Source organism: uncultured Aquimarina sp., assembly GCF_947492965.1.
Classification (GTDB): Bacteria; Bacteroidota; Bacteroidia; order Flavobacteriales; family Flavobacteriaceae; genus Aquimarina.
This window is the reverse complement of the sequence record NZ_CANLOZ010000010.1, coordinates 63,049-90,013: the sequence shown is the minus strand read 5'-3', so window position 1 is coordinate 90,013 and position 26,965 is coordinate 63,049. Positions and strand designations below refer to the sequence as shown.

Below are 26,965 nucleotides of genomic sequence, written 5' to 3'. Positions count from 1 at the left end.
CTAAAATTAAAATGAGAAATTTATTTTTATTATTTTCTTTAACTCTTCTCGTTTCTTGTAAATCTGACAACTCGAACAATTTTCTTGAAAATCATGATCATTCAAAACACATAAATCACAAGATTAGAAATAAAAAAGCGATTGAATTCTACAACAAAGGGGTTAAATTACTTAAGCAACAAGATTTAGATTCCGCCAAAGTTTATTTTTATAAATCATTAAAACAAGAAAAAAATTCAATTGTATTAAATGAACTTGGAACGATGGCTTTGTCTAAAAACAATTATCAAGAAGCTCTAAATTATTTTAATGATGGCATAAAACAAGAATTTGAATATTGGCCAAGCCATATAAATAAATCACGAACTTTTATTTTATCATCTCATTTTGAAAGTGCTGAACAAACTCTAAAAAGTATGTTGCTAAAATGTGAATCTGATTATTGGAAAGCTTACGCAAATCTTCATTTGACCTATATTTATACAAATGGTATATTAAATTGTAAAAAAGCAAAAGAATCTGCGAATAAGGCTGTGTTTCTAAAAAATGATATTGAACTAAAAAATCAATATGAGAGCATAATTAAAGAGAAAGTTAAATACTGTGACTAAAGTATAATAGTATCATTACTCCAAAAAGCAACAATGTATGCTATATCAGTTAATAAATAATAATTAAAGAAACAAATGCATAAAAAAACAATCATATTATTATCATTCATATTTATAACTATTAATTTATGTGCTCAAAAATCTAACTTAATTGTTGGTAATTGGGTTTTTACAAAACCATTAAACAAAGGGATAGATGAAGCTGGATTAGTATTCTTAGAAGCTGAAGTTATAGGAAAGTGGAAAATTAATTTTAAACCTGATGGAAAATTTGACACTACTATGATGGGAGAACAAACAGATGGAACTTGGAATTTTGATTCAAACTCTAATTCTATAACCATATCTGGTAAGGAAGGCGAACCACAGAAATTCAAAATTTTAAAATCAACTAAAAGTGAACTAATTTTAAAACTTGGATTAGGAGAATTCTTACTAACTAAAATTGAATAACAAAACTAAGCTCAATATTGTACACCTACTAAAGCTGCAAAGTGATCAATCTAATAGTTTGTATTTATTATTGAAAATTACTTGCAGAATGAAAAGGTTAGCAATCAATGCCTAGAAAGATTGAAAAGTAAGGTAACATTTTACGCCCTACCGCGATACCATATATACAATAAATATTAAGATTGATAAAAAACAAAATCAGATAAGTGAGGCTGACTAAAACAATATTCATAAACATCGCTCTTGTAATTGGATTAAATTGTAATTCGCAAACAATTATAGGTCTTTTAGATAAAAACACACTTGATTTCGATTCCGAAAGACCAATCAAAGAAGTTTACGAAACTTTTTCTGGCAAAAAACAAACAATTTTTACCTATGATAGAAATGGTAAACTAATATCAAAAGTACCTCGTTTAAAATCAATTCCTAATTTTTCGATATTCTGGGAATACACAGACTCATTACAAAAATTCCGTACTGATATAAAAGAAACAAATTTTGGAAAAATGATTAACTATTTTTCATACCATTATGATAACAGTGGTTATTTAACATCAATAAAATACCTCAATCCAGAAAAAAATTGATCAATGATATTATAATAAAAAATGACTCTTTAGGAAATCCTATCAGATTAGAAACTTTCGACAATAAAAGAAGACAAATGGGATATGAAGTCGCTAAATATTTTTATAACTTAAATTTGGTCGAGATCATGGTTTACAATACAAAGGATCAGATTGCTGGAATAATTTTAAATCCAATTGACAAGAAAAAACCAATGATCTCATTAAAAGATTATTTATCTAAAAACTCATACAATCATCTAAAACAAAAAGCAAAAGATTGGGCTAATTTAAGAGTTACCTACAATAAATTTAAGTATAAGTTTAACAAAAATGGATTTTGGAAAAAAGAGACTCATGACTTAATTGGATATTTTCCAGCTACAAAAAGAATAGAAAATTATTCCAACGGATATATCACAAGAAATATTAAAAAATATTACAATAAAAATTAACTAGCTCCAACAATGAATAGAATACATTATTATCTCTTGGTGCAAAAGTAAAATAGAAACAAAAATCACTCCATCCTAATTAGCAAACAGAATTCCTTACGGATTTATTACCTTAGTAGCTCTTAAAAATTCACTTCTAATAATATCCACAGCATGGAAGAAATAAAAAAATTCATTGATCATATTTATCCAATGAATCATGCTGATTGGGACTTTTTTTCTTCAAAACTGCAAAAAAAAACAGTAAAGAAAAAATCAGATCTCATAAAGGTGGGTATGATTGAAAACTATTTATCTTTTATTTCCGAAGGAATAGTGAGGTTTTATATCCCTCTAGAAGAAACCGATTTAACATTTGGTTTTCTATTTGAAAACGAATTCGTGACAGCATACGATTCTTTCATTACGCAAACTCCTTCACTCTATCAAATAGAAACACTAACAAAAACGACTTTATGGAGAATATCTTATAAAGATCTTCAAGAAGTTTATAAGAAAACTGAAAGTGGAAATTTTATCGGACGAAGAATGGCCGAAAATATGTTTTTAATAAAGTCGAAAAGAGAAGTTTCCCTGTTAAGTAAAACAGCTGAAGAACGTTATTTGGACTTATTCTCGGAACGTCCTGAATTATTAAAACAGATTCCACTAAAATACATCGCTTCTTATATTGGTGTTACACCCCAAGCCTTAAGCCGAATACGTAAACGAATTACTTAACTTAGGTTCATTGTCTATTTTAAATTCATTCACAAACTTTGTAAATGAATTAAAATCAAGACGATATGAAACCCTTAATAGTACTTTTATCCACTTTTATCATTGCTGTTTTCACTGTTAAAATCGCTACCACGACATATGACCTTACATTATCGGCAAGGATAGCAATGTCAATAATGTTGTGTTTTACCGCAATTGGACATTTCGTTTTCACCAAGGGAATGGCTATGATGATTCCACAATTTATTCCTTTCAAAACAAATCTTGTTTATATGACAGGATTTCTTGAAATTCTTTTAGCAATTGGATTACTTGTCCCCTATTCTAAAACAATTAGTGGATGGACTCTGATTCTTTTTCTATTAGTAATGCTACCCATGAATATTTATGCAGCGGTTCATCAAATAGATTATCAAAAGGGAACATTTGGTGGAAATGGCCTTTCTTATCTATGGTTTAGAGTTCCGTTACAATTTCTTTTTATTGCTTGGACTTATTTTAGCTCTATCCGAATACTTTAAAAAAAACTACTCCGTAACTAAATTTATAAAGATTTCTTTGAATTTTAAGGTAACAATTTCTTTGACTGAGATACATATATTAAATGTTAGACAATAGTAAATCGGAATGAAGAATATTGATAAACTAAAAAATGTACTGGATTTAATAAAAAACGAAATTTATGTATTAGATTATCCAGAGAATGATATAAGAATAGCGTACTTCGAAAATCTTTATTCTATCATTAATGAGTTTTATTTAGGGAAAGTATTTTTTGAAATTAGTACCGAAATAAAAAATGGCCATATCAAATTTGATGCTGAAATCATGGACTTAAAGCCCCATATTTTAAAAGTCTATGAAGTCGCTGACATCCCATTATTGTCAAATGGATTTCATAATGACCTTAATCGTAAACTATTTGTTGATTCCTTTACCAATTTTGAAGTAACTATAGATTTATGTTTTGAGAATTTAAAAACCGATGAAATTACAAAAGCAATAGTAACCGATTTAAATACTAGACTTATTAAACTTATAGAAGAGTCCCATAAAAAAGAAGAGATCATTAATCAACTAGTTAAAAGTTCTTTTATTCCTTTATTAAGAAAATTTAAGTTTCTTTCTAACAGAAGAGATCACTGTTATGGAGAGAACTATTCAGAAGATCTGAAATTCATTGGCTTTTGTGGAAAACTAAGAAACTGTGTACTCCATTCTGCTGGATATTATAAAGGTAAAAATTCTGAATATGAATTTGAAGATGTAAAATTTATATTTAAAAATGACGAATTTCTTGAGATGGTTGGTGAAAATGATTATATATTTCTTAAAATAAATGAGCGATTGACCAATATAGCAAGTCAATTATTTAATTGTTTAAATGATATCGAATTTTTGAAATATCCTGATGATGGGTTTTAAAAGCATGATTTGATAATATCACAAATAAAATGGATAAGGAAATACTAGATATAATAGATAAAGACTTTGCAGTAGATTTCAGAGAATTTGTAATAAAAGAACTTTCATCTATTGAATTAAAACATGTTATGGCCGAATCGGAATACAACTTAAAAAATACAAAAATAGCTATTCTATATTTGGCACAAGGTAATATAGATGAAGTCATAGAACTTACCAAACAAGCTAAAATTGATTTTCGCGACGTCATCATGTGGGCAACTCAAGAAAAGAAATCAAAGGATAAATAAAATTAAAACTTAAAATCAATACATGAGAAAATGGCTACTTAAACAGATGGATAAATTGGGGTTAGACAATACCAGTTTAAAAACAAAAGCATCATCAAATGACATTAGTTTAAAGCCAGGCGAATCTGTAAAAATTAAGTTTCCTGTAGAATTAGCTAAAGATCAACAAGAATGGATCTTAAAAAAAATGAACTTTACAACAGGTGAAATCGTGAAACCAGGAGATATTATTGGAATCATCGAAAGTAAAAAGCTAACATTTGAATTCGAAAGTTACTTACATGGAAAATTAGAATATACCTTTCCTATTGGACAAAAGATTACGGCTGATACAATTTTAGTAGAAGTAAAAGGTGTAGAATAAAACTAGAAAACGGGGTAACATTAATTCTAATAGAATTCGTATTTAAGATTCTTAAGCCTATTTATACCTTCAGAAAATAATACTTTATATATTAGAAATAATAAATTAGATTTGATCAAACCATATGCGGAATATTACTAAACTCATACTGATACTTGGAATTTTAACCTTGAATTCTTGCTATTTGTTCGACAGTGATTCAGATAAGATTATCGGAAAATATGAAGTGCAATGGGTTGACATTCCAAATAAACGTGCTATTTGTGAACGATATAGTACTACTGTAAGTTCTGTTTTAATTCCAGAATATGTCTTTGCTGTAGGACATAATTCAGAATTTATCATTGCCAAACAACACCCAACTAACGGATTTGAAAAAGGATATCAAATCGATACATCAAAGACCAATTATTATATTATAGACATAAGAGAAAAAAGCGATGTTCTAGGACCGCTAAACCTCTTAGATTTTAATAAAAAAATATCCGAACTAAATATTACCAAAATTGATTTTGATCAGGTGTATCCAGATGATATATAATAATACCTAAGCTATGGTCTCAACCTCATTTATAAGTTAAATCATATCGAATATCCATTCTGTCTTTGTTGTATCTTTACATAGGTTATATTTTCTCATTACATTAATAATTTCTGTAAAATCTAAAAAACATCAACTATGACCAGAGTTATTCCACTTATACTACTACTGCTAATAACATACAGCTGTAAAGAGGTAAAAAAAGAAGATGAAAAAAATGCAGAGTTGGTTCATTTAAAAAGCAAACTTGACAGTTTAAGAAATATATTCCATAAAAAGCAAGATCTTGAAAATGATCAAATTGCAACATTTCTAACCTTTCAAGATGCAAATGCAGAACAGGCGATGAACTTTTATGTAGCACTGTTTGACAATTCTAAAATTATAAGTACCAAGCGCTGGGGAAAAGAAGGACCAGGAAAAGAAGGAACAATAATGCATGCCAAATTTAATCTAAATGGCGCTTTGTTTATGTGCAGTGATAGTCCAGCCATACATGAATGGGGCTTTACACCAGCAGTATCTAACTATATAGAATGCAAAAACGAAGAAGAACTTCAGCGTTTATTTGCAAAACTATCTGAAAATGGAAAAGTTATGATGCCTTTAAATAATTACGGTTTTAGTCAAAAATTTGGATTTGTCGAAGACCAATTTGGAGTTTCATGGCAATTGAATTTACAATAACATAAACCAGAGCAAATGAAAATACCAAAAATAAAAGGAATAATCGACAGACGAATTCTAATTAATTATCAGGTAGACAAAGAGGTTTTGGAAGACTATTTACCAAAGCCTTTTAAACCAAAATTAGTAAATGGAAAAGGTATTGCCGGAATTTGCTTAATTCGATTAAAAGAAATTAGACCAAAGGGATTACCAAAACAAATCGGAATCTCCTCTGAAAATGGTGCGCACAGGATTGCTGTAGAATGGCATGAAAATGGAAAACTGTGCGAAGGAGTTTATATTCCCAGAAGAGATACTTCTTCTAAGCTAAACTCACTAGCAGGAGGAACTATTTTTCCAGGAGTACACCATCTTGCTGAATTTAAAGTTCGTGAAACCGATGGGAATTACAATGTTTCTTTTATTAGTGATGATGACACTACGTTATCCATTGAAGCTTGCGAGACTCAAAAATGGAATGAAGAAAGTATATTTGATGATTTAAATTGTGTCTCAGATTTTTTCGAGAATGGTGCCGTTGGTTATTCCCCAGACAAGGATGATTTTGACGGATTAGAATTAAAAGCATACAACTGGAAAGTTTCTCTTTTAGAAGTTAAAAAAGTTCAATCTAGTTTTTTCGAAGATGAAAATATCTTCCCAAAGGGCTCTGTGAAATTGGACAATGCACTTTTAATGAAGAATATTGAACACGAATGGATCGGATTAGAGAAAATAAAGTATAATGAAAATCTGTATATATGATTTTCGCTTCATAATATTCATTTAGAATGTTCATATATTTTATCTAGTATAGTAGCAATATTAAGATAGATTCAATTTATAAATAAAAATAGTTAGAAAAGTTATAGTAACATATTCTTGTTAAATGACACTTATTGATATAATTAATAATCTAATCGCAAAATATGAACATAAGAATACTTATAATAAGTCTATTTATTTTTAATCTAGCTTTATCGCAAAACTTCTCTAAATTTACTATAGATAATACTTTTGGTTCTACCCGAGGTATTGAAATAGCAGACCTAAATAATGATAATCATATTGATTTAGTTGCATTAACAATTGATGAAACTCCAGAAGTAGCATGTTGGTTTAACGATGGTAATGGAACTTTCAGCTCAAAAGTAAGCATAGATAGTAACCTTGATGATACCGGAACATCGGGTGATGACATTACCGTACTTGATATTAACAATGATGGCTTTCTAGATGTCATAGCCGTAGTTGCAAAATCATTTCAGAATAAACTTATTTGGTATCAAAATAATCAAAATAGCACATTTGGAGAAGCTAATATTATTGATTCTGTAGGGTTTGGATCGGATGAAATCTTAACTTTTGATGCTGATAATAATGGCTTTGATGATATTATTATTAGCGATAGCGGAAGTACTTACTATTATCCAAACCTTGGTAATGCAACTTTTGGATCTAAAGTTTTGATTATTGATAATACCTCCAGAGGCATGACCGCAAACTTTTTTAATGATGATATCTATAAAGACTTAGTCAATACTAGGGGAAATTCATTTTTAGCAAACAATGGAGATGGTACTTTTGCTTCTCCAATAAGTATTGAAATGTCAATTGCTTCAAACTTTGTTGATTCAGGTAAAATTGATAATGATGACTTTTTTGATATTGTAGTTTCTGATATTCAAGGAGTTTTAACATGGCATTCTGGAAATAATGATGGAACTTTTGAACCATTTCAAGTTATTTCAGAAACAGAATATTCACAAATCGCTCATATGGACATTGGAGATATCGATAATGATGGTGATAACGATATTGTTGCTACAACGGCATTTGCGTCTAGTGATCTTATCTGGTGGGAAAACATGGGTAATGGAACCTTTGGTCCAACTCAAATAGTTAATTCAGAAACTACTGGTAATTACGATGTTAAAATTGTTGATGTTGATGAAGATGGAAGAAAAGACATTATAATCTCAAATCCAGTCGGTGTCTTTTGGTTCAAAAATGATCTTACCTTGTCTAATACTAATTTTGACTTAAAATCTGTTCTATCAGTTTACCCTAATCCTACTACTAACCGAAAAGTTAACATCTCATCACAAGTAATTGTAAATAAAGTAATGGTGTATGACAATACTGGGAAATTAATTTCTGATTTGACAATTAATAATTTAACAGCTAATATTAACATTGAATCTTCAGGTTTCTATTTTATTAAAATAATTACTGAAATTGGAACAGAAATCCAGAAAATTATAGTAAAATAAAATACGATAACTGTAAATATCTGATTATAGAAACAAAAGGTTTTAATAAACTACCCTGCATTTCTAGTGTAGGGTTTTACACCAATTTTGTGATCAATAAAATGATTTTTTATTCTAATTTAAAAGGAAAAAATTAAAATAACGTAACATTTTTTCCTTTCAGTATACCTATAGTAAATGTCAAAGTCTCTAAAAATGAACAAACTAATAACGTCATTTTTATTATTTATAACAGTATGCGTATCCTGTAAAACTTCTGGAAACGAAAAGAATAAAACGTTTACTAAGCTCGAAATTGCCTCACAATATTATAAAGCATTAGATCAATCTGATAGTACTAAGATGATTTCGCTAGTCGGAGATAGTATTGTGATTAGAGAAAATAAAGATAACTATGAAGAACGTTTTTCTCGCCAAGGATATAAAACTTGGTTAGCATGGGAATCTGTTTTTGATCCAACCTACAATATCCTTCAAATTAGAGAAGAAAAAGATATCGTTATCGCAAAAGTTTCCAAAACCGATAAAAGAATCTTTTTTCTTACCCAAGAACCTGTAGTTTGGGTAGAAACTTTACAGTTTGATCAAAACAGAATAGTAAAAGTGAATCGAATGGAATATGAAGTCTTTAATATAGATAAGTTTGTAAAAAACAGAGATTCGCTGGTACAATGGATTGATAAACATCATAAAGAGCTAAGTGGCTTTCTGTATCCGCAAACAAAATCCACAGGAATAAAATACCTAAAAGCGATTGAGCTATATAACAAAGAGAAGTAATCTTCATAACAATAAAAATCTCCAAAATAGTGTAACATTCCTTTATATTAAGAAACCTATATTAAAAAGGTGTTATAAATTATGAGAAAGCTTCTTAATGCAAAAAAAACGAACTATACGATTATTATTATTAAAGGGTTGATCATATTTCTTTTTGCTTTTGCCACTATCAGGGATTATCAAGAAATCATATTTGAATTAAATATTAACTACGAGGATGACTATACTATATCCGATTTTTTTATATTGATAACAAATAGAGGTTACTTTAGAGCCTCTTATATTTTACTTATTCCTCTTATTGGATGTTTTATCAATAAAAAAATTGGTTGGATTTTTATGACATCTTATTTTTATTTCCTAGTCACAAATTTGACATATTCAACCATAGGAAAAGGGATATATAACACTAAAGAAATATTGCTGTTTTCAACCATTTCCATTTTAATATCACTATTTATTTTAATTATGAATGGAAAAAATATGGTAAGAAAATCTTATGATATTCAAAAAGGTGAAATTCTAATCAGTAATATAAAGGCTTCTTATATTGGAATTTTCATAACTCTATTTACTACATGGTTTGCACATAGTTTAGTAAATCCCTGGCTGGTTTTATAATCAGGAGTAAACATTAACATTATACAATCGCTTCCAAAACTAGAGTAATAAATTAATAATATATTTTAGCAAATAGAAAAACAAATACTTTAGATGGTTACCTCTAACCCTATTTTATTTACTATTATCTGCGTATTGGCGCTACAGGCAATGATACTAAGTGGATTGATTGCTTTTAAAAAACCAAAACGGTTAGCAAACATTTTCTTATCTCTATTAGTATTCTTTTATGCGCTAATGGTTATTAATATTGTAGTAGTGAATGTATTAAAAGACTATGAATTGCTATACGTATTTCGATATATTCAAATGGAAATGCTCTATGGTATTGGTCCCTCTCTTTATTTTTATACATTATGTATCAGTGATCCCAAATTTCAATTTAAAAAAATACACTACCTACATTTTCTTCCTTTGCTATTAGAGTTCATTTTCTATAGAACCTCAATCTACAGGATTGGATCCAATGGACTTTACTTAGAAGAACTTCCCTCCTATTCGTATGTTTATCTAACACAACAATGGTTGGGAGTGATTTCGATCTTGTTATATAGTTTTATATCATTAGGAATATTGATCAAATACCAAAAACGTCTCAAAGATTACTATTCTAAAATTGAACATCTATCCCTAAAATGGTTACAAGCACCTATTATCATTTATGCCAGTTACCATATCCTGTATAGAATAATTACAGAAGTCGATCGGTTTGCTTTTGATAAAAGTCTACGAGAATATTACTTCCTACCTAATTTTGCCGTATTAGCAGCGATAACTTGTTGGATAGGGTTTAAAGGATATGTTCAAAAAGAGCGCAATATTATTCGGGTACAACCAATTGATAAGAAACCTCCAAAAACACCTTTAGAAAAAGATGAAGTTTTTCTCTCAAAACTTAATCATTTGATGCAACATGAAAAACCTTATCTTAATCCAGATCTTAATCTTAATTCTTTAGCCGATTTGCTAGCTATAAAACCTAAACAGTTATCTGCAAAAATTAATCAAAATTGCAATCACAATTTTTACGATTTGATCAATTTATATCGTGTAAAAGAATTCAAAAATCGTCTACAGTCACCAGGGCAAAATAAATTATCATTACTGGGACATGCATTTGAATGTGGATTTAATTCGAAGTCAACTTTTAACCATGTTTTTAAAAAATTCACACAAATGACACCAAGTCAGTATCTTAAAAACACGAAAAACAAGTCCTAATAGAAGCATTAGGACGATTGAAGTTGTTTATTTCTATAATATTGCTCCCTCAAATTATTTATATCCATGAAATTTATAACTACTCTTGTCTTTATCATCCTAAACACTTGTTTGACTTTTGGGCAAGCTAAATTTTCAAAAAAACAAGTCCTAAACGATCTTGATTATCTTAAGAATTCACTAATTACAACTCAGTACAATTGTTATCATACGATTACTGAAGAAGCTTTTGAAAAAGCGTATCATAAAATTAAAAGTAAGATTACGAGGGATTCTTTAAGCCTATTAGAAGCTACTCGTTTATTACAACAACTACCAGCATTATTAAACAATGGACACACTAGAATTTCTTTTCCTGTTCAGTCATACATCAATTATGCTCAAACAGGAGGTACCATATTTCCATTAGAAGTAGCCATTGAAAAAGGTAAAGTCTTGGTAAGAAAAAACTGGTCAAAAAAATCAGACATAAAGATTGGAGATCAACTTATAAGCATTAATAATCAGCCGATTCAGAAAATTTTGGAAACAATATATCCACATATCGCTGCAGAAAGGATATACTTTAAAAATGCTCAATTAGAATTTCTAACGCTTCCAAGATTCTATTGGTTAGCTTTTGGAGAACAAAAAGTGTTTGAAGTTGAAATATCAAGAAACGATAGAGTTTCTACTTATAAGTTAGCTTCTATAAAAGCCATGGAAGATTATGAGACAAAACGTGATGATATCATAAAACGCGATAGAAATATTAAATTTTTATCTAGGTCCACAGCTTATCTTAGACCTGGTGAATTTGGAGGAGATGAGGATCAATATCGTAAGTTTGTTGATAGTGCTTTTACCGAAATAAAATCCAAAAAAAATAAAAACCTCATCATTGATTTGAGAAATAATCCTGGCGGTGATGATTCTTTTAGTGACTACTTGGTATCATATATTGCTAACAAACCTTTTAAATGGTGTTCTAAATTTCAGCTTAAGACCAGTGCTTTATTAAAAGAACATGTGAGAAAAACCAAGGATACTACCACATCCTATTGGAAATCTACCTTACTACATGAAGATGGTAAAATTTATGAATATGACTTTGGGTTTTATCAACCACAACCCAAGAGTAAACGTTTCCATGGCAATGTTTACGTATTGGTAAATCGCCAATCCTATTCGCAATCTACAGTAACGGCAGCCCAGATACAAGATTATGATTTTGGGAAAATTGTAGGGGAAGAAACTGCAGAGTATCCGAATCTTTATGCTTCCATTTTTAACTACCAATTACCGGAAACAGGAATCAGTGTGGACATCGCTAAAGGGAAAATACAACGTGTCAGTGGTCTCGATAATAATACAGGGGTTATTCCAGATATTTATGTAAAGGATTATTTATTAGATGAAAAAGATGAAATACTCGAACAACTTTTAAAACAAATAGATTAGAAAAAAATAAGTTTTATCTCGCAAAAAAAGTAAAAAAGAAAATGCCATTTTCTTTCTCTTCCTAGTATATTGCGGCTCCTAATTACATCGTTAATCTTTCAAAAACTTCTCAGATGAAAAAGACCTTATATGATTTAACCAAAGATGAATGGAACACTCTTTTTCCTATTGAACTAGTGGATCATAATCCCAATTGGAAATCTCTGTATCAAGATGAAAAAGAAAGGATTCTAAATACTGTTGGAAGTGAAAAGATTTTACGCATAGAACATTTCGGAAGTTCATCGATACCCAGCATAAAATCTAAACCTTATATCGATTTGATGATAGAAATCCCTAAAGAATTACTATTTAATGAAGACCTTATCAACCAATTTACGCAACTAGGTTATTCACATTTTGTAGTTCCTGCTAGAGAGAATATCGAAGCGTATTCATCCTTTGGAAAAGGTTATAATTTAGAGGGAGCAAATGAGCAAATTTTTCATATTCATATGTGTCCGAAGGATAACATCATGTGGCAACAAATCGACTTTAGAGATTATCTAAATACAAATCCTGATAGAGCAAAAGCCTATGAAAACTTAAAAATCGAACTGGCTGCCAAATATAAAAATGATAGAGGTTCATATGTACTTGGAAAAACAGATTTTGTAAACGAAACTTTAGAGATTATTAAACAACATAATCTATCCTAAAACAATTAATTCTATGTTTTAAGAAAAACATGGATAAATAGGGTAACATTTTATAAGGTTTTGATACCTATAGAAATAGTGCATATTAACAAGTTAAGCGATGAAAATTAAGTCATTCATACTTCTACTACTGATTACAACTCTTATAAGCTGTAACACCAAAGTATCTAGTCAAGATTTTCCTATTATACTTCAGGAAACACCCAAACAATGTGGACCGGTTTGTTTAAAAATGGTTAGTCAATATTTTGGAAAAGATATCGATTTAAAGGAATTAGAAAAACTGTCAGGTATGCAAAATAATGGGACAACATTGCTTGGATTAAGCGAAGCAGCTCAAAGTATTGGTTTAAAAAATTTAGCTGTAAAAATTTCATTTGATCAATTAGCAAACGAAGTTCCTTTACCTGCAATTATTCATTGGAACAATAATCACTTTATTGTTGTTTATAAAGTAAATAAAGACGCTATTTGGGTTTCAGATCCTGCTCGGGGAAAAATAAAGTACACTGAAAAGGAGTTTTGTAAAGGATGGTTATTTGGAAAAGCCTCTTCTTCGAATGAAGGTGTAGCTCTACTTCTTGAAAAAACAGGAGACTTTTAGACACAAAATATCGAGTGAATTATACAAATTACATTTTCCTCAGTCGACAAAAAAACATGGAAATACTGATTACAAAGGGTAAGAATAGAAATACCCTTACGTGCAAAAGAAATGATGGAACCTGGACAAGTATAAATTTGGGACCTGATATTCCCAACCATGATCTTGCGCATTATGTTGTAGAAAAGGAATTTGATCTACAACATGGATTTTATGGGAAAATAAAATCCGGAATGACAATAGAACAGCTTTCTGATAAAGAAATCATTAAAACCTTAGAAGCAGAAACTTGGTTGTCTGAAATCATGGCAAGAAATCTACAAGCTATTGGTTCTGGAGCTTCTAATACTGATCAATTTATCCAATTAACAGAATGGGAAGCTCGAAATATGGATGGAATTAGTATTCCTCATATGAAGTTATCTCAAATTGAAAAAATGAAAATAGACTTTGATCAGCTTTGTAAGCAATGGGATGAAATACCTCAGCAAGGAACGTTACAATTATTCTTTTAATAGACCTGAGTTCTTAAACTTTTAAATGCTTTAGTAATCATCATCGTCTGACTTATATAATGTTTAGTACACTCATCAGGATAACTTGACTTAAAATCGAATCATAAAAAAATCATACTTTTTTCTAGCTATGCTTATGAATTACACAAACACCATATACAGTATAATTGGAGATAGTTTTATCGTACTTTGTTTGTGCTACTTATGGAATTTATTATTATGTCTCAAAAAAATAAAAATGGATACATAATAAGGATTGATCAAGAGAATATTGCGTTTACAAAAGAATAATTAACCAGACTACTCATGAACTATGGCAAAATTAACAGCATAGTAATCGATGGCTGGGGCTCTGGTTGGGGAAAAAGTCTGAACTTTGAAGAATTTACTTATCATATTTTAGCAAATCACATCCATTCTATACAACCTGAATGTTTGGTAATTAATCATAGTTGTCGACCATCTTTTAGCGTTTGTTTTCGTAAACTAATATTCATAATATGTTTTTTTGTGCTTTTTTATAATTAAGTATCGATTATAAGACCGTAATAATCAAAAAAGCACAAAAAAATAATAATTCAGTATGAAAAAATTAAAAATCAAAAACCCGTTGACACCTATAAATACAGATATATTTTGATGTTTATGGTTCTGATTTAATATTTTAACTTTTTGTAAAAGAATGTAAGATTTTTTATTTTGGTGAAGAATACAAAATAAACCTAGAGCATCTATAGTTTATTTTTATTCAGAAAACAAAGGTGGAAAAGAAACATTGCAGTAGTATCATTAGCATCCGAAAGTTTGATTAAAAGAAAAGGAAATTGAACGTACTACAACTATTTTTAGTTATGTAAAAATTTAATAAATACGATTTTAATTTTCTGTTAATCATACCATTATCAGATTGAGTTTGTGGAAATGAATCTTGAAAATGAGATGTTTGAAAACTTCGTTAGACTCAATTTTGCACCAGAGTAATAGCAAATAAAAACTTTCGAATGCTAGTATATTAGTAGCTCCAAAAGGTATGCTTTCTAAAAATATGTAAAATATTGACTATGAGATTATTTTTATTGTTTATTTTATTAGTGTTATTTGCTAATTGCACAAACAAATACGACAAATACAAAAAAGTGCCACAATACATTACAGAAGCATCTGCTTTAGATGCAACTTACTATGAAGCTTATGACAAAACATTACAATTATGGGATGTACCTTATGAAGAGTTATACATCACTACCACTTATGGCATTGCTCATATCATCGTAAGTGGCCCTAAAAATGCAGAAGCTGTAGTATTACTTCATGGAATGAATGCCAGCTCAACAATGTGGTATCCCAACATAGAGTCACTTAGTAAGAATCATCAGGTATTCGCAATAGATTTTATTTTAGAACCTGGAAAATCGTATCTATATAATGAAATTGAAGATGTCGAAAAAGTAACTGATTGGTATGAGGAAGTATTATTTGTTTTAGAATTAGATAGCTATCATTTAATAGGTGCTTCCAGAGGCGGCTGGTTTGCTGTTACCATGGCATTAAAAAACCAAAATAAAATAAAAAGTTTACTATTGTTAAGTCCCGCTCAGACTTTTACATGGATTAAACCGAGCGCAGAATTGCTTAAAAACGTCGTTGCTTTATTTTCTTCAAAAGAAAAACAAGTTGAACAAACTTTAGAAAGTATGTCTAACGATGTTGGTAATATTAGCGAAGCTTATATACGACAATATAAAATAGGTTTGGAAAAAGAATCTAACAACAAGTTTTTATTGAGTATGACGCCTTTTTCTAATGATGAATTAAAATCCTTACAAATGCCTGTTTTAGTATTAATTGGCGATAATGATGTAATTAATAAAGAAAGAACAGTTGAAATTGCTAATTTACTCCCCAAAGGAAAAGGTGAAGTGATCCAAAACGCTGGACACTTTTTATCTGTTGATCAAGCAAAAATTGTGAATGAAAAAATGGTAGCATTTCTAAAAAAATGAATAGCCTTTCATCCATAATGCGATGCAAGATTAAAGATAATTCAACCAACATTATTAAAAAAAGAGTAAATGCCAGAGAACAAACTTCCAACCATCCTAACAGATAGACTTCTGCTACGCAAAATAATTGATTCTGATCTGGAAAACATTTACAATGGCCTTTCTAATCCAAAAATCACTCAATATTATGGAGTTAGCTATAACAGTTTAGAAGCCACAAAAGAGCAAATGACTTGGTTTGCGGATAAAAAACAGCTATGGTGGGCAATTTGTGATGTTAATACCAAAATATTTTATGGAGCAGGTGGATTAAACGATATAGATGATAAAACCAACACAGCAGAAATTGGACTTTGGTTACTTCCTGATTTTTGGGGTAATGGTATTATGAAAGAAGTTCTGCCATTGATTTGTAATTATGGATTTAAGCACTTACTCCTAAAACGAATAGAAGGATTTGTAGAATCTAATAATAAAAAATGCAAAAGAGCAATGGCTAAGCTTGACTTTAAACTTGAGAAAACCGTTCCTGATTTTGAAATCAAAAATGGTAAACCGATTAGTGTTGATATCTATGCTAAAACCAATCAGTAGGAACAAGATTAAATACCGTTCGGAATACCTAGCTGTATTATTCTGATTAATGTATATTGCTACTAGTAATTCATTTTCATTAGTTCTGTATAAAACACAAAAAACTGAATAATCAATTCTCATTTGCACATTACATGAAATACAAAAACACTTCCTTAAGCTTCCACAAGTTTTATAGCTATATAGCTTTTATTTTTTTCTTCAATCTAGCTTTTAGTCAATCCTCTAACGCGCAGCAAATGGAGTTATTAGACTTTATGATTGGAGAATGGATAGGCACCAGTACCATTTATGAAAATGGAAAAGTTACCAAACAAGGATCAGCTTATCAACATATTTCCTATGATCTTGAAAAAAGCATTTTGGTAATCAAATTAAATAGTGAGTTTCTACAATTACATACTATAATTTATTATGATGAAAAGGATAACACATATTATTATTATCCTTTTTCGAAGCGAGGCGTAAGAAAATATCCCGCAATATATAAAGACAGAAAGTTGATCGTAAATAGCAGCGAAACTAATAGATTTATTTTCGGTAGAACCGAAGAAGGTGGTTTTCGCGAATACGGAGAAAAACTGGTCGACGGTAAATGGGTTAAATATTTTGAAGATAATTTTAAAAACACACAATAATAACAACATGCCATCTTGAAAGCAAAACAGACGTACCTTAATGGAAAATCAGTCTTTACAGTTTCTCTAATTGTAATCGTAATTACAATCCTAACAGTTTACTTTACTGGAATAAACTATAATAGAAGTTTAACCTCAAATTTTTATATTTCCTTATCCATCATTGCAACTGCGCTATTCATTTTTATGTCTTATGGACTTTATAAAGGGGTGATTTTAAAAGATGATTTTCCTAAATTCAAAAGTTTTAAAACTGGAGATATTATACCTGATTCTGGGACAATACCCGATTTACCGAGTATTGATTTAGATCTAGATGATGAACTTGGTGCAGGAATTCTTCTATCGATCGTATTATGGATCGTCATGACGATCCTTTTCCTTATTCTTCTGGTTTTATTAGAAGCAGTTTTTTGGGTATCCATTTTTATTATATTGGCCATGCTCTATTGGATTTTCTTTAGGGCACTTAAATTGGTATTCGCCAAGTCAAAAGATACTATTGAAGATTTGGGAAATTCGATGTTATATGCTATAGGCTATACTGCTTTGTATACAGGATGGATTTTTGGAATTGTTTATATCTCTCAAATTCTTAAATAAAGTATTCTCCAATCTTATATAAATTAGACATAAGTAATTATTGAAAACACAAAGTACATGAAGAAAATTTTATTCTTTTTATTTATTCTCATTACCACAGTAACTTACTCGCAAACCGATAAAAAAGCATTTGTTTATGGTGGTCAAATAACGAAAGAATTTATAAAATATACTGCTAATCTAACAAATAAGGAAAAGCCTAAAATATGCTTTTTACCTACAGCTACCGCAGATAATCAACGATATATAAATTATTGGTATGAACTGTGTTCTGATTTAGATATTGAACCCAAAGTAATGACTGTATGGATCAATTCTTCTACCCAAAAACAAACTTTTCAGGAGATACTACTAGAAATGGATGCAATTATTGTAGGTGGAGGAAACACACTAAATATGCTTGCTATCTGGAAAGCCCAAAAAATCGATAAAGCTTTACAAAAAGCATATGAAAAAGGAATTGTAATGGCTGGAGGTAGTGCAGGTTCATTATGCTGGTTTAAAGCAGGGACCACCGATTCCAGACCAAAAGAACTTACTATTGTAAAAGGACTAGGCTTTCTAAATTATAGTCACTGCCCTCATTATCATTCCGAAAAATCAAGAAAACCGCTTTATCATAAAAATATACTAGACAAAAAACTAACCAATGGATATGCCTGTGATGATAGATCTGGAATTCTGTTCATCAATGGAAAAATAAAGAATAGTGTTTCTCTGGACTCTAAATCCTTTTCTTATTACGTTTATGAAGAAAACGGTAAGATTATAGAAGAAAAACTACCTACAGAAATCATACGATAAGTAATTTTATATAACTTTTTGTATATTTTACCAGAACTTTGTATCAATTTAAAAGGAAAAATATCCAAGGATACTTAAAGAGATAACATTATGGCAACAACACCAGAACACGATGCTCGAGTTGCAAAAATAGTATTTGCTTCTATATATCCTCATTATCTGAATAAAGTAGAAAAAAAAGGAAGAACAAAAGAAGAACTACATCAAGTGATAGAATGGTTAACGGGTTTTGATGAAAAAAAGCTAAAAGAATTAATCGATGAAAAGGCTACTATTGAAACATTTTTTGCGAAAGCAACCTTACATCCAAACGCTCATCTAATCAAAGGAGTCATCTGTGGCTATAGAATAGAAGAAATCGACACTCCTTTAACTAAACAAGCTAGGTACATGGATAAACTTATAGAAGAGTTAGCCAGAGGGAAAAAAATGGAAAAAATCCTTAGAACAGCGTAATCTTATTCTTTAGTAATGTAATTAATAGGATCATAAACGTCTAAGTATTTATTAGTAAAAAGATAATACCTACTCTAAAAATACTTCTATCTTAAGAAGATACTACTCCTCCACTCTTATGCACAAAGTCGAAAAATTCTCACCAGAAATTAACAAGGTATACTTTATAGAACGGCATACGTTATTCCATATTTTATCAGGTAATGGTAGTATTCAAGTTGATTTTAAGAATTACTTTGACTGGCAAGAAAAAGCAATCTTTTTAGAGAAAGGACAATACATCAAATTCTTATCAGATACATTTGAAGTTCGAAAAATCGAATTTTCTAATGATCAAAAATTTTATAATAATGATGTCAGGGTATTATTTAAACATCTTATATCCCTAGGGTATATAGATTTGATAGAATGTGATGAATGCAATAGTTTTTTATCCGAATCTGCTTTAGCGGATAACTCTTCAAACATTATTGATATATCCTCTAAACAATGGTATTGGCAGAATCCTTTTAAAGCTAATAAAGAAGAATATCAAATTATTTTTGATATAAAAGATGTAATAGACCTGGAATACGCAAATAATCTTACTGGAAAAGATTTAGTAGGTCTTATCAATGAGAATGGTTATAATGCGCAAGCTTTGGTAAAAAATAAAGTAGGATTATCTATTAAGAACTTAATAAGTTCTAAACGATTGCAAGAAAGCCAGAAACAAATCGCTTTTACGGATAAAAATATTCAGGAGATTTCTTATGATCTGGGTTTTAAAGATGATGCCTATTTCAACAGAGTATTTAAAAAATCTACCGGACAAACTCCAAAGCAATTTCGAGAAAATTTCGATTTTGAAAGACGGGATGTATTTACTCAGGATATTTTAGAACTTCTTCAAAAATATCATACTACCGAAAGATCATTAGAATTTTATGCCGATAAAATGAACCTTTCTATTAAGGCGCTTTCAAACAAAGTAAAATCCAAAATGAATATCACTATAGGTCAATTAATTCGATTAGAGCTTGTGAATACTGCTAAGTTTATGTTGCTCGAAGACGAATCTATTACCGCTGTTTCTCACACTTTAGGTTTTGAAGAACCTAACCACTTCACTCGATTCTTTAAACACTACTCAGGAATTACTCCTTCAGACTTTAAATCTAAAAAGTACAATTCGTAGTCCTTTTTTGGTAACATTTTTACTTGAAATCTGCTTCATCTTTGCAGTGTATTAATCATTTAAATAAACAAAAAGATGAATATTAAAGAACAAGTACAAAAAATGGATGCAATTGTATTAAAAGGTGCAATCGTAGAAGCAGTAAAAGAATTTTTCGCACCTGATGCTATCACTTCTGATTATGGCAATGGAGGAACAACAGGCAAACCAGCAATGATCGAAAAAATGGAAGGCTTTGCGGGATCAATTGCCAATGTTAACGGAATAGAACATCATTATACGATCGTGGATGGTAATGTATCTGCGTCTGAATTTACTTTTGATTTTGACATGAAAGATGGTAGTAAAATCTACTGGCATGAAATCATTCGAAGAGTTTGGAACAACGACGGAAAAGTAATTAGAGAAGAATACTTTAACGCAGCATAAGTAAAAACACAAAACATTAATATTTAAACAAAAAAATTATGAAACTTATCAAATTATCAATCGTTTTAATCGCTTTTTTAGCAACTTCTATAGTAACTGCTCAAGATAAAAAGGCTAATAATATAGACAATAGTAATATCGCTTTACAAGGATACAGTCCAGTTTCCTATTTGGACTTAGGATTAGCACAGCGAGGGAATAAACAATTCAAATCTGAACATCAAAAGGTAATATATTATTTCACATCTGCAGATCAGAAAAAGCAATTCGATAAAAATCCTTCTAAATATTTACCAGCATATGGAGGTTTCTGCGCCTTTGGAACCTATGCAGGTGCTAAATTTAGAGTAGACCCTACAAAGTTTATTGTAAAAGATGGTAAGTACTTCTTGTTTCTCAACAATGTAGAGTTAGATGCTAAACAGCTTTGGTTGGCAGAAAACAATCATAATAAATTGAAAAGTACGGCAGATAAAAATTGGGCCAAATTAAGTAAAACATATAATTAAGGATTGGTTCCTTTTCATGAGAATAACGGTTTAAGTAGTTACTTAAACCGTTATTTGTTTTTGAGAATTAACTAAAAAGTAAAAACTATATTTATATGTTTACAATAGAAAATTAAAAAACATAATATAAAACTTTATAAAATGGAAAATCTTCTGGTTATAGCTATCTTCTTTATCGTAGGAGGTGTTTTCATTTATATCGGATATTATTTCCGAAATAAAAATATTAGAATTGAAAGTAATGGGGTTAAAACAAAAGCAACAATCATTGATTTTGTAGAAAAAAGAAGTAAAGATTCTGATGGATACACCAGTACAATGTACTATCCGATTGTGAAATTTTATGACACCAATGGAATAGAAAAAATCCAAGAACTTGATTATGGTACCAGTTTTAAAAGTTCTAAAAAAAATATGGATATTATCTATTTAAAAAAGAATGACACCTATGAAATAATCATTAATAATAAATTTTGGAAAACCTATTTCCCTATGATCTTTATTGGAATGGGCTATTTCTTTTGTATAATAACGTTGATTTTTTATTTATATCTTATACAGTAGTAATCTCTATTATATTCTAAAAGTTTTGATTACGGAAATAAAACATATACAGTTGATATAATAATTAAACAGCATCCGAAATACTTTGGTTTAAGTATAAGTAAAATACAGCTATGCATCTTGATACATCTAAAATATCATCATTTTTTGAAACGGAATATCCATTAAACAAACATGGATTAAGGGAACTGTTGGATTTATTTAGTATCAAAAAAATAAAAAAGAACACACAAATTCTCACCGAACATAAAGAAGAAAGACAACTTCGTTTTTTGAATAATGGTGTGATAAGAGAATACTATTCATCTAGTAACCGGGAAACGAACATTAATTTTTATACCAAACCACAATTTATTACCGATTTATCGTCTTTTATTCATGATACTAAAACCAAAAAAAATCAGGAGACGTTGACTGATATTGAGTTATTGGTAATTGATAAAATTCCATTTAGACAACTGCTGCAAAAATACGAATGTGGAAAATCATTTATTGATCTGTCTTTTCAAAAAATACTAAAACAAAAAGAACTTTTTGAATATAATAGAATAACCAAATCATCGGAAGAATTGTATAATGAATTACTAATTTACAAACCAAATTGGTTACAAACCATTCCTCAATACCACATTGCTTCTTACTTAAACATTACTCCTGAAACATTAAGTAGAATCCGAAAACGAATTTCTTGATTCAAATCAATGAAATCAAATAATTAGCACTTTAATTTTATCTTTTTAAAATATGAAGTCATGAAAATACATCATCTCAGGAATGCTACAATGGTAATTGAGACTAAGGATAAAGTTATTTTAATAGACCCAATGTTGGGTAAAAAAGGAACCGCAGGACCGTCTTTTACGTTCTTTAGATATAAACCCAAACGAAATCCTATTCTAGATCTACCCGAGAACGCAATGGAAATAGCACATAAAACAACACATTGTTTGCTAACACATTTACATCCTGATCACTTGGATAAAGCGGCAGAACAATTTCTAAAATCGAAAAACATCCCGATAATCTGCAGTGTTAAAGATGAAAAAATACTACTTAAACGTGGACTAAACGTCTCACAAGTTGTTAACTATTGGAAATCTTCAGACTTTTTAGGAGGAACTATAGAAGGAATTCCAGCCAGACATGGGTATGGATTCGTAGCAAAACCTATGGGAAATGTTATGGGTTATTACATACAACTTCCGAATGAAAAAACAATCTATTTAAGTTCAGATACTATTTATACCCAAGCTGTTGATAAAGTACTTAAACAATACAAACCAGATATTAGTGTAGTAGCAAGTGGTAGAGCGCAATTGGATCTCTTTCGACCTTTATTAATGACTATGGAAGATATTGTCAAATTTGTAAAAAATGCTCCAGATAAAGTAATTGCTAACCATTTAGAAGCCGTTAACCATTGTCCAATTACTAGAGAAGAACTAACTTCTGAATTATCCAAAAAAGGACTAATAGACAAGACATATATCCCGCAGGATGGAGAACTCATGGAGTTTTAGTAAACTTTGGTTATAAACAAAGTATCCATATTAAAAACACACTTTTCATCCTATCAATTTTATTGAAAAAAAATAAGCGCTGTATCCAATACAGCGCTTATTACTGATGTATAAAGCTACTACTTAGGCATTACAACATCACCAATCACATGAATCACTCCATTGGAAGCCATCACATCAGTTTTTACAATTGGACTATAATTCCCGTTTTGATCTTTTAACCAAATCTTTCCGTCCTTTTTGATAACTTTTAAGGTAGCACCACTAAGTGTCTTTAACTCAGCTTTACCTCCACCTCCTTTAAGTGCTTTTACCACAGCAGCAGCATCAATTTTTCCAGATACTACATGGTAAGTAAGAATAGAAGTTAATTTTCCCTTATTCTCAGGTTTTAATAAAGAATTAAGTGTTTTTGAATCAATTTTAGCAAATGCATCATTTGTTGGTGCAAATACTGTAAATGGTCCATCTCCTTTTAACGCTCCGACCAAATCTGCAGCTTTTACAGCAGTTACTAATGTCGAAAAGTCTTTGACTGATGCTGCAACATCCACAATATCTTTTTTTGATTGTGCAAATACAGATTGAGATACTACGAATAAGAACAATGTTGATGCAATAAAAATTAGTTTTTTCATGATTTTATTTTTTAATAATTAAACATTTTTAAACGCGTTTTTCATTATCATATACACAAGATTATTTCGTTTGGATGAGTTTGGATGAGATTTTTTTTAAATTTGAAGAAGCCAATAATAAATGAAAGACGATTTAGAACTCATAAAAAAGTTACAGAATCAGGATACCCAGGCTTTGTCTAGGGTCTATGATCTCTATTCTGGAGCGATTTATGGTGTCATTTTACGAATGTGCAAAGACGAGGGTTTAGCACAGGATCTATTACAAGAAACTTTTATGAAAATTTGGCAAAAATCTAACACTTATGACCCTGAGAAAGGGAAGTTTTTTACCTGGTCCTATAGAATAGCAAGGAACATAACGTTAAATTCTTTAAGAAAAAAAGATGCTCTCCTCATCCAAACGGAAGATTTAAGTGTATATAAAGAAAGAAGTACTTCTGAAGCAGGAAAAGATATCACACAACTAGAAGGCTCCTTAAAGAGATTGGAACCTCATCATCAAAAAGCTTTAGAACTTGTATACTTTAATGGGCTTACACATAGAGAAGCGCATGAAGAGATGGACGTGCCTTTGGGAACATTTAAATCGTATATCAAACAGGCATTGAAAAAACTAAGAGAATCTTATAAAGAGGAACTTGGAATCGTATGGATTATTATTGAAATGATGAGATGATGGATAGGAATACAATAAAAGATACAGGAGTACTAGAACAATATTTACTAGGAGAACTTTCTGAAAAAGACTCCAGAGAAGTAGCTCAAATACTGAAAGAAGATTCGGAATTACAAGCGTACTTCCGTAAAATGGAAGATGACATGGAACAAATGGCTTTTGAAAATGCCATCTCACCTCCTACTCATATCAAATCTAATCTTCTAAATTCTATAAAAAATAGTGATACAGTTTCTGAAGAAGGTGTGATTCCTATTCAACAAAAGAAAAAAATCTCTTACCGCTTTGCTATTGCTGCAAGCCTTGCAGCACTATTTCTATGTACTTCAGGGTGGTTATATAATCAGTGGAAAAATACGGAAGCTACTATTGTGACTTTGCAAAAAGAAACTACTAATCTACAAGACAGACTGGTAACCGTAGAAGATAATCTAAAGGAAACCGATAAATGGTATCGAGCAATTAACAATCCAAAAGTGGTCCAATTGGTACTTAAAGGAAATGAAAAATCTCCTACTTCTTCTGCCGTAGCATATGTAAATCATCAGAATAAAGAAGTAATTCTTAATCCACAAGGACTTTCTAAATTAGATAATAGCAAAACATATCAGATGTGGGCAGATGTGGATGGAGAAATGATTGATATGGGCGTAATCGCCCAAGATCAGGAAATGATCACCATGAAATATATTGAAAATGCAGCATCCTTAAATATTACTATCGAGCCTGCTGGCGGAAATGACCATCCAACGGTGGAACAGCTAATTTCTAATGTGTACTTATAATTTAAATTTCTCTTTTTTAAATACATACCAACCATGAATCAAGCATTACAAACTATGATTAATAATATGCCTGAAAAAACAGGCAAATCATTGGAAGAATGGAAGTCTATTCTAAAAGACAAATCATTTGCTAAACATGGAGAAGCAGTGAAGTTTTTAAAACAAGAACATGGAGTAACTCATGGTTTTGCTAATACCATCGTAACTTTATCAAAGGAAGGAAATGAAACTACTGAAGATTTAGTAGCGAACCAATATAAAGGAAAGGAACAGTTAATTCCAATCTATGAGAAACTAGTTTCTGTAGTAGATTCCTTTGGTACAGATGTTACCAAAACTCCTAAAAAAACTAGCGTTAGCATTATCAGAAAAAGACAGTTTCTACTAATTAAACCAGCTACTAAAACAAGAATTGATTTAGGTTTCAAACTTAAAGAGAAATCAACTACAGATAGATTACTGGATTCTGGACCATTCGGAACTATGTGCACGCATCGAGTACAATTACAATCCGTAGAGCAAATAGACCAAGAGTTAATCAGTTGGATGCAAGAAGCTTATGAAGACTCTATTTAAAAATCCAAATCTTCTTTTATTTTTCTGAATCATTTCATTTTTCATATCTTAGAAAAGATAAAATGGCAGAATGAAACGTATTAATTGGAAATATGCTATCGGAGAAATCATCATTGTGATTATTGGAATCACTATTGCCTTTTCTTTAAACAATATAAAAGAAAACCGATCCAATACAGATCTTAAAAAGCAATATTTAGATAATCTTGCAATTGATATTGAACGTGAAATAGCACTATTGGAAGAGAATGAAACAAAGTTCAATTCTAAAATTAAGACTACTTTACAGATACAAGCTTTTTTTAGAAATCCTGAGATAACGAAAAGAGATTCTATAAGCAGAAAGGTTTTTGTATTAGCAAGACTAATTAATTTCACTCCTCAAAATACTACTTACCGAACATTGGTCAATTCTGGTGATATGAAGTTGATTGATAATTTTGATTTGCGTAAAAGTATAGAAGAGCATTATTCATCACATAAAAATATCTTACAAGATTATCAAAGAATAGAAAAGATTAACGAAAAGTATTTAGCAGATTTTTTCATTCATAAGATGGATTATACCAAAATAAGAAGTGGGAATCTTGACTTTTTAGAAGATCCTTTGTTAAAAAATATTGTATCCAGTATGAATGGTGCCTACTACATTGTTTTAGAGAGTGGAAAAAAATGCTTAGAAAGTAACAAACGCCTTTTAGAAGAGATCAAAAAAGAGAGTACGTAGATGTAACATACCAT

At 30.1% G+C, this 26,965-nt stretch carries 37 protein-coding genes; 36 read left to right on the top strand and 1 reads right to left on the bottom strand.

All coding sequences use genetic code 11. From position 1 onward, the window contains the following. The first annotated feature begins 11 nt into the window (after window positions 1–11). From Q1B37_RS20655 to Q1B37_RS20500, 32 genes are all read left to right on the top strand, one after another. Window positions 12–611 (top strand): hypothetical protein, encoded by a 600-nt coding sequence (locus tag Q1B37_RS20655; protein WP_299902010.1) that lies wholly within the window; start codon window positions 12–14, stop codon window positions 609–611. Window positions 612–686: 75 nt separating this feature from the next. Then, window positions 687–1,064 (top strand): lipocalin family protein, encoded by a 378-nt coding sequence (locus tag Q1B37_RS20650; protein WP_299902007.1) that lies wholly within the window; start codon window positions 687–689, stop codon window positions 1,062–1,064. Window positions 1,065–1,270: 206 nt separating this feature from the next. After that, window positions 1,271–1,654 carry a hypothetical protein gene (locus Q1B37_RS20645; protein ID WP_299902005.1) on the top strand — a complete coding sequence of 128 codons (384 nt, stop codon included), beginning with the start codon at window positions 1,271–1,273 and terminating at the stop codon, window positions 1,652–1,654. Next, window positions 1,651–2,088, top strand: coding sequence for a hypothetical protein (locus tag Q1B37_RS20640; protein WP_299902002.1), 438 nt, complete (start codon window positions 1,651–1,653; stop codon window positions 2,086–2,088). Before Q1B37_RS20645 ends, Q1B37_RS20640 begins: the two co-directional genes overlap by 4 nt. A gap of 153 nt (window positions 2,089–2,241) precedes the next feature. After that, window positions 2,242–2,808, top strand: a complete 567-nt coding sequence (locus tag Q1B37_RS20635) for a Crp/Fnr family transcriptional regulator (RefSeq protein WP_299607276.1) — start codon at window positions 2,242–2,244, stop codon at window positions 2,806–2,808. Between the two features lie 65 nt (window positions 2,809–2,873). Further along, window positions 2,874–3,329, top strand: a complete 456-nt coding sequence (locus Q1B37_RS20630) for a hypothetical protein (RefSeq protein ID WP_299901999.1) — start codon at window positions 2,874–2,876, stop codon at window positions 3,327–3,329. 106 nt (window positions 3,330–3,435) lie between these two features. Beyond that, window positions 3,436–4,233 carry a hypothetical protein gene (locus Q1B37_RS20625; RefSeq protein ID WP_299901997.1) on the top strand — a complete coding sequence of 266 codons (798 nt, stop codon included), beginning with the start codon at window positions 3,436–3,438 and terminating at the stop codon, window positions 4,231–4,233. A 29-nt stretch (window positions 4,234–4,262) separates the two neighbouring features. Continuing rightward, complete coding sequence (locus tag Q1B37_RS20620) at window positions 4,263–4,523, top strand: hypothetical protein (RefSeq protein ID WP_299901995.1); 261 nt, start codon at window positions 4,263–4,265, stop codon at window positions 4,521–4,523. A 22-nt stretch (window positions 4,524–4,545) separates the two neighbouring features. Next, on the top strand, window positions 4,546–4,887 hold the full coding sequence (locus tag Q1B37_RS20615; protein ID WP_299901992.1) for a hypothetical protein: 342 nt from the start codon (window positions 4,546–4,548) through the stop codon (window positions 4,885–4,887). Window positions 4,888–5,011: 124 nt separating this feature from the next. Continuing rightward, on the top strand, window positions 5,012–5,428 hold the full coding sequence (locus Q1B37_RS20610) for a DUF3997 domain-containing protein (RefSeq protein ID WP_299901989.1): 417 nt from the start codon (window positions 5,012–5,014) through the stop codon (window positions 5,426–5,428). Window positions 5,429–5,566: 138 nt separating this feature from the next. Next, the gene (locus Q1B37_RS20605; protein ID WP_299901986.1) at window positions 5,567–6,115 is read left to right on the top strand and encodes a VOC family protein; all 549 of its coding nucleotides are present in this window, start codon (window positions 5,567–5,569) and stop codon (window positions 6,113–6,115) included. Between the two features lie 15 nt (window positions 6,116–6,130). Next, window positions 6,131–6,862, top strand: coding sequence for a DUF2071 domain-containing protein (locus tag Q1B37_RS20600; protein WP_299901983.1), 732 nt, complete (start codon window positions 6,131–6,133; stop codon window positions 6,860–6,862). Between the two features lie 164 nt (window positions 6,863–7,026). Next, entirely contained in the window at window positions 7,027–8,370 is a 1,344-nt protein-coding gene (locus Q1B37_RS20595; protein ID WP_299901980.1) for a T9SS type A sorting domain-containing protein, read from the top strand. Window positions 8,371–8,565: 195 nt separating this feature from the next. Further along, window positions 8,566–9,150 carry a hypothetical protein gene (locus tag Q1B37_RS20590; protein WP_299901977.1) on the top strand — a complete coding sequence of 195 codons (585 nt, stop codon included), beginning with the start codon at window positions 8,566–8,568 and terminating at the stop codon, window positions 9,148–9,150. Window positions 9,151–9,231: 81 nt separating this feature from the next. Continuing rightward, window positions 9,232–9,771, top strand: coding sequence for a hypothetical protein (locus tag Q1B37_RS20585; RefSeq protein WP_299901975.1), 540 nt, complete (start codon window positions 9,232–9,234; stop codon window positions 9,769–9,771). A gap of 93 nt (window positions 9,772–9,864) precedes the next feature. After that, on the top strand, window positions 9,865–10,992 hold the full coding sequence (locus Q1B37_RS20580) for an AraC family transcriptional regulator (protein WP_299901972.1): 1,128 nt from the start codon (window positions 9,865–9,867) through the stop codon (window positions 10,990–10,992). Window positions 10,993–11,058: 66 nt separating this feature from the next. Further along, a complete protein-coding gene (locus tag Q1B37_RS20575) occupies window positions 11,059–12,432 on the top strand; it encodes a S41 family peptidase (protein WP_299901970.1) in 1,374 nt (457 codons plus the stop codon). A 113-nt stretch (window positions 12,433–12,545) separates the two neighbouring features. After that, window positions 12,546–13,130, top strand: a complete 585-nt coding sequence (locus Q1B37_RS20570) for a GrpB family protein (protein WP_299607292.1) — start codon at window positions 12,546–12,548, stop codon at window positions 13,128–13,130. 100 nt (window positions 13,131–13,230) lie between these two features. Then, the gene (locus tag Q1B37_RS20565) at window positions 13,231–13,734 is read left to right on the top strand and encodes a cysteine peptidase family C39 domain-containing protein (protein ID WP_299901967.1); all 504 of its coding nucleotides are present in this window, start codon (window positions 13,231–13,233) and stop codon (window positions 13,732–13,734) included. A 56-nt stretch (window positions 13,735–13,790) separates the two neighbouring features. Further along, the gene (locus Q1B37_RS20560; RefSeq protein WP_299901964.1) at window positions 13,791–14,249 is read left to right on the top strand and encodes a hypothetical protein; all 459 of its coding nucleotides are present in this window, start codon (window positions 13,791–13,793) and stop codon (window positions 14,247–14,249) included. 1,061 nt (window positions 14,250–15,310) lie between these two features. Then, window positions 15,311–16,252 (top strand): alpha/beta hydrolase, encoded by a 942-nt coding sequence (locus Q1B37_RS20555; protein ID WP_299901961.1) that lies wholly within the window; start codon window positions 15,311–15,313, stop codon window positions 16,250–16,252. A gap of 69 nt (window positions 16,253–16,321) precedes the next feature. After that, window positions 16,322–16,846: a GNAT family protein gene (locus Q1B37_RS20550; RefSeq protein ID WP_299901958.1), complete on the top strand. Its 525-nt coding sequence runs from the start codon at window positions 16,322–16,324 to the stop codon at window positions 16,844–16,846. Window positions 16,847–17,085: 239 nt separating this feature from the next. Continuing rightward, on the top strand, window positions 17,086–17,484 hold the full coding sequence (locus Q1B37_RS20545) for a hypothetical protein (RefSeq protein WP_299901954.1): 399 nt from the start codon (window positions 17,086–17,088) through the stop codon (window positions 17,482–17,484). A 15-nt stretch (window positions 17,485–17,499) separates the two neighbouring features. Beyond that, entirely contained in the window at window positions 17,500–18,087 is a 588-nt protein-coding gene (locus Q1B37_RS20540) for a hypothetical protein (protein ID WP_299901951.1), read from the top strand. Between the two features lie 57 nt (window positions 18,088–18,144). Continuing rightward, complete coding sequence (locus Q1B37_RS20535; protein ID WP_299901949.1) at window positions 18,145–18,891, top strand: peptidase E; 747 nt, start codon at window positions 18,145–18,147, stop codon at window positions 18,889–18,891. A 90-nt stretch (window positions 18,892–18,981) separates the two neighbouring features. After that, a complete protein-coding gene (locus tag Q1B37_RS20530; protein ID WP_299901946.1) occupies window positions 18,982–19,347 on the top strand; it encodes a DUF2200 domain-containing protein in 366 nt (121 codons plus the stop codon). A gap of 118 nt (window positions 19,348–19,465) precedes the next feature. Next, entirely contained in the window at window positions 19,466–20,524 is a 1,059-nt protein-coding gene (locus tag Q1B37_RS20525; protein WP_299607306.1) for an AraC family transcriptional regulator, read from the top strand. Between the two features lie 75 nt (window positions 20,525–20,599). Next, window positions 20,600–20,953: a hypothetical protein gene (locus Q1B37_RS20520; RefSeq protein WP_299901943.1), complete on the top strand. Its 354-nt coding sequence runs from the start codon at window positions 20,600–20,602 to the stop codon at window positions 20,951–20,953. A gap of 38 nt (window positions 20,954–20,991) precedes the next feature. Continuing rightward, the gene (locus Q1B37_RS20515) at window positions 20,992–21,462 is read left to right on the top strand and encodes a YHS domain-containing (seleno)protein (RefSeq protein WP_299901940.1); all 471 of its coding nucleotides are present in this window, start codon (window positions 20,992–20,994) and stop codon (window positions 21,460–21,462) included. Between the two features lie 141 nt (window positions 21,463–21,603). Beyond that, a complete protein-coding gene (locus tag Q1B37_RS20510) occupies window positions 21,604–22,026 on the top strand; it encodes a DUF3592 domain-containing protein (protein ID WP_299607310.1) in 423 nt (140 codons plus the stop codon). Between the two features lie 113 nt (window positions 22,027–22,139). Further along, complete coding sequence (locus Q1B37_RS20505; RefSeq protein ID WP_299901937.1) at window positions 22,140–22,718, top strand: Crp/Fnr family transcriptional regulator; 579 nt, start codon at window positions 22,140–22,142, stop codon at window positions 22,716–22,718. Window positions 22,719–22,778: 60 nt separating this feature from the next. Continuing rightward, complete coding sequence (locus Q1B37_RS20500) at window positions 22,779–23,546, top strand: MBL fold metallo-hydrolase (RefSeq protein ID WP_299901934.1); 768 nt, start codon at window positions 22,779–22,781, stop codon at window positions 23,544–23,546. A 119-nt stretch (window positions 23,547–23,665) separates the two neighbouring features. Here Q1B37_RS20500 and Q1B37_RS20495 read toward each other — a convergent pair whose 3' ends face one another. After that, entirely contained in the window at window positions 23,666–24,184 is a 519-nt protein-coding gene (locus Q1B37_RS20495; RefSeq protein WP_299607313.1) for a fasciclin domain-containing protein, read from the bottom strand. 121 nt (window positions 24,185–24,305) lie between these two features. Here Q1B37_RS20495 and Q1B37_RS20490 point away from each other — a divergent pair, with 121 nt between their 5' ends. The 4 genes from Q1B37_RS20490 (at window position 24,306) to Q1B37_RS20475 (ending at window position 26,951) form a co-directional block, all read left to right on the top strand. After that, window positions 24,306–24,863, top strand: coding sequence for an RNA polymerase sigma factor (locus Q1B37_RS20490; RefSeq protein ID WP_299901931.1), 558 nt, complete (start codon window positions 24,306–24,308; stop codon window positions 24,861–24,863). After that, window positions 24,863–25,648, top strand: coding sequence for an anti-sigma factor (locus tag Q1B37_RS20485; protein WP_299901928.1), 786 nt, complete (start codon window positions 24,863–24,865; stop codon window positions 25,646–25,648). The genes Q1B37_RS20490 and Q1B37_RS20485 overlap by 1 nt, the downstream gene beginning before the upstream one ends. 33 nt (window positions 25,649–25,681) lie before the next feature. Further along, the gene (locus tag Q1B37_RS20480; protein ID WP_299901926.1) at window positions 25,682–26,224 is read left to right on the top strand and encodes a DUF4287 domain-containing protein; all 543 of its coding nucleotides are present in this window, start codon (window positions 25,682–25,684) and stop codon (window positions 26,222–26,224) included. A gap of 70 nt (window positions 26,225–26,294) precedes the next feature. Beyond that, on the top strand, window positions 26,295–26,951 hold the full coding sequence (locus Q1B37_RS20475) for a DUF6090 family protein (protein WP_299607318.1): 657 nt from the start codon (window positions 26,295–26,297) through the stop codon (window positions 26,949–26,951). The last annotated feature ends 14 nt before the right edge of the window (window positions 26,952–26,965 follow it).